At 60.5% G+C, this 3,393-nt stretch carries 3 protein-coding genes; all 3 read left to right on the top strand.

Annotation, left to right across the window (positions count from 1 at the left end; translation table 11 throughout):
- The first annotated feature begins 263 nt into the window (after positions 1-263).
- Entirely contained in the window at positions 264-1,484 is a 1,221-nt protein-coding gene (locus F8N85_RS33485; RefSeq protein ID WP_150806854.1) for an aspartate aminotransferase family protein, read from the top strand.
- A 190-nt stretch (positions 1,485-1,674) separates the two neighbouring features.
- The gene (gene aruF / locus F8N85_RS33480) at positions 1,675-2,694 is read left to right on the top strand and encodes an arginine/ornithine succinyltransferase subunit alpha (RefSeq protein WP_150806682.1); all 1,020 of its coding nucleotides are present in this window, start codon (positions 1,675-1,677) and stop codon (positions 2,692-2,694) included.
- Between the two features lie 55 nt (positions 2,695-2,749).
- Positions 2,750-3,393: arginine N-succinyltransferase (locus F8N85_RS33475; RefSeq protein WP_191636317.1), on the top strand; the 644-nt coding region annotated here is incomplete at its 3' end.

Here is a 3,393-nt window from a genome sequence, read left to right as displayed (position 1 = left end):
GCTTGCTCGCGATGAGGCCATCACAGACACCACACCTCTAAACCTGTGCAAATCAAATTCCCCCAACCCAGCCGCAAATCCCCGTCGGCAGTTTAAACTGCGCCTTTGCGACGCTATTTGTCGCATTGCCGTAAACCCCGGTAAAAGCCGGTTTGACGCTATAAGAAGTTGTCGCTTGGCGGCAAGGCCAAGCTGAAAACTGTCCTTACAATCCCCCCATCGCTTGCCAGTTTCAGGCAAGCGTTCCTCTTCAGGAGACTCCGATGTCCGTTGAGCTAGCTCCGGTGCAACGCGCCGATTTCGACCAGGTAATGGTTCCCAACTATGCGCCTGCTGCTTTCATTCCTGTGCGCGGCGCCGGCTCCCGAGTCTGGGATCAGTCGGGTCGTGAGCTGATCGATTTCGGCGGCGGGATCGCAGTTAACGTATTGGGCCATGCGCACCCGGCGCTGGTCGGTGCCTTGACCGAACAAGCGAACAAGCTGTGGCACGTCTCCAACGTATTCACCAATGAGCCGGCCTTGCGCCTGGCCCATAAGCTGATCGACGCCACCTTTGCCGAGCGGGTATTCCTCTGCAACTCCGGCGCTGAAGCCAACGAGGCCGCCTTCAAGCTGGCCCGTCGTGTGGCTCACGATCGTTTCGGTCCTGAAAAGTACGAAATCATCGCCGCGCTGAACAGCTTCCACGGTCGTACGCTGTTTACCGTGAACGTCGGCGGTCAGTCGAAGTACTCCGACGGCTTCGGCCCGAAGATCGTTGGCATCACTCACGTACCGTTCAACGATCTGGCCGCGCTGAAAGCTGCCATCTCCGACAAAACCTGCGCCGTGGTGCTGGAACCGGTCCAGGGCGAGGGCGGGGTGATGCCGGCGGAGCTGGCTTACCTGCAAGGCGCCCGCGAGCTGTGCAATGAGCACAACGCGCTGCTGGTGTTCGATGAAGTACAAACCGGCATGGGCCGCAGTGGCGAGCTGTTTGCCTACATGCATTACGGCGTGACCCCGGACATCCTCACCAGCGCCAAGAGCCTGGGCGGCGGTTTCCCGATCGCGGCGATGCTGACCACTGAAGCGTTGGCCAAGCACCTGGTAGTCGGTACTCACGGCACCACTTACGGCGGCAACCCATTGGCTTGCGCCGTGGCTGGCGCGGTGATGGACGTGGTCAACACTCCAGAAGTGTTGAATGGCGTTAAAGCCAGGCACGACAAGTTCAAGACCCGCCTGGAGCAGATCGGCGCCAAATACGGCCTGTTCACTCAAGTTCGCGGTCTGGGCCTGTTGCTCGGCTGCGTCCTCAGCGATGCCTGGAAAGGCAAGGCCAAAGACATTTTCAACGCCGCTGAAAGCGAAGGCCTGATGATCCTGCAGGCCGGCCCGGACGTGATTCGTTTCGCGCCAAGCCTGGTGGTTGAAGACGCCGATATCGAGCAGGGCCTGGAGCGTTTCGAGCGCGCCGCGGCGAAACTGACTCAAGCCTGATAGTTATTTCGACGCCTGACCTCCAGGCGTCGAACCCAATTTTTGTTTCGGGCCGGATCAATGTGGGAGCGAGCTTGTGTGGCGAGGGGGCAAGCCCCCTCGCCACACAAGCTCGCTCCCACAGTCTCCTCAAGGGAGCGGCCCGGGATATTTTCTTCTGTGAGTTTTTTCGAGAGAAAGGAGTGACACCATGCTGGTGATGCGCCCCGCGCAAATGGCTGATCTGGGCGAGGTACAGCGTCTGGCTGCGGACAGCCCGATTGGTGTCACTTCCTTGCCGGATGATGTCGAACGCCTGAGCGACAAGATCGCGGCGTCCGAAGCCTCGTTCGCCGCCGAAGTCAGCTTTAACGGCGAAGAAAGCTACTTTTTCGTGCTCGAAGACACCAGCACCGGGAAACTGGTCGGCTGTTCGGCGATCGTGGCCTCGGCCGGTTACTCCGAGCCGTTCTACAGCTTCCGTAATGAAACCTTCGTTCACGCCTCCCGTGAGCTGAAGATTCATAACAAGATCCACGTGCTCTCCCAATGCCATGACCTGACGGGCAACAGCCTGTTGACCAGCTTCTACGTGGTCCCGGAGCTGGTGGGTTCGCCGTGGTCGGAACTCAACTCCCGGGGGCGTCTGCTGTTCGTTGCCAGCCACCCGGAGCGCTTTGCCGATTCGGTGGTGACCGAGATCGTCGGTTACAGCGACGAGAATGGCGATTCGCCGTTCTGGGACGCCATTGGCCGTAACTTCTTCGACCTGAACTACGCCGCCGCCGAGCGTCTGTGCGGGCTTAAAAGCCGGACCTTCCTCGCCGAACTGATGCCGCACTACCCGATCTACGTGCCGCTGTTGCCCGATTCCGCCCAAGAGGCGATGGGCCAAGTGCATCCACGGGCGCAGATCACCTTCGACATCCTGATGCGCGAAGGTTTCGAGACCGATCACTACATCGACATCTTCGACGGTGGCCCGACCCTGCATGCCCGCGTGTCAGGGATCCGTTCGATCGCCCAGAGCCGTGTGGTGCCAGTGAAAATCGGCGAGCCGGTCAAAGGCGCCGGTCGTCAATACCTGGTGGCCAATGCGCAGTTGCAGGATTACCGCGCGGTATTGCTCGATCTGGACTACGCGCCGGGTAAACCGGTGACCCTGGATCTTGAAGCGGCAGAAGCCCTGGGCGTCGGCGAAGGTGCCAGCGTGCGCCTGGTTGCGGTTTAAAGCCTTACAGCGAGTTTCGCGGGTGGCGTCAGCGCCGCCTGTTTGAGGAGATAGCATGATCGTTCGTCCCGTACGCAGCAGCGATTTACCCGCTCTGATCGACCTGGCCCGCAGCACCGGCACCGGCCTGACTACCTTGCCGGCCAACGAAGAGCGCCTGGCGCATCGGGTTGGCTGGGCGGAAAAGACTTTTCGCGGCGAAGCCGAGCGCGGTGACGCGGACTACTTGTTCGTGCTTGAAGACGACGACGGCCGGGTGGTGGGCATTTCGGCGATTGCCGGTGCGGTTGGCCTGCGTGAGCCTTGGTATAACTTCCGGGTCGGCCTGACTGTCAGCGCCTCTCAGGAGCTGAAGATCTACCGCGAGATCCCGACGCTGTTCCTGGCCAACGACCTGACCGGCAACTCCGAGCTGTGCTCGTTGTTCCTGCATGCCGATTACCGCACTGGCCTCAACGGCCGCATGCTGGCCAAGGCGCGGATGCTGTTTATCGCGGAATTCCCGCAATTGTTCGGCAACAAGATCATCGCCGAAATGCGCGGCATGTCCGACGAAGCCGGGCGCTCGCCGTTCTGGGAAAGCCTGGGCCGGCACTTCTTCAAGATGGAGTTCAGCCAGGCCGATTACCTGACCGGGGTCGGTAACAAGGCCTTTATCGCCGAACTGATGCCGAAATTCCCGTTGTATACCTGCTTCCT

Source organism: Pseudomonas fluorescens (genome assembly GCF_902497875.1).
In the GTDB taxonomy this organism is placed as follows: Bacteria; Pseudomonadota; Gammaproteobacteria; order Pseudomonadales; family Pseudomonadaceae; genus Aquipseudomonas; species Aquipseudomonas fluorescens_BR.
Note: the sequence above shows the minus strand (reverse complement) of the source record. Positions and strands in the feature narration are given on the sequence as shown.

Bases quoted from the DNA above. Each gene is read 5' to 3' on its own strand.
- F8N85_RS33485 (WP_150806854.1), top strand. From the start codon at position 264: ATGTCCGTTGAGCTAGCTCCGGTGCAACGCGCCGATTTCGACCAGGTA.
- aruF (WP_150806682.1), top strand. From the start codon at position 1,675: ATGCTGGTGATGCGCCCCGCGCAAATGGCTGATCTGGGCGAGGTACAG.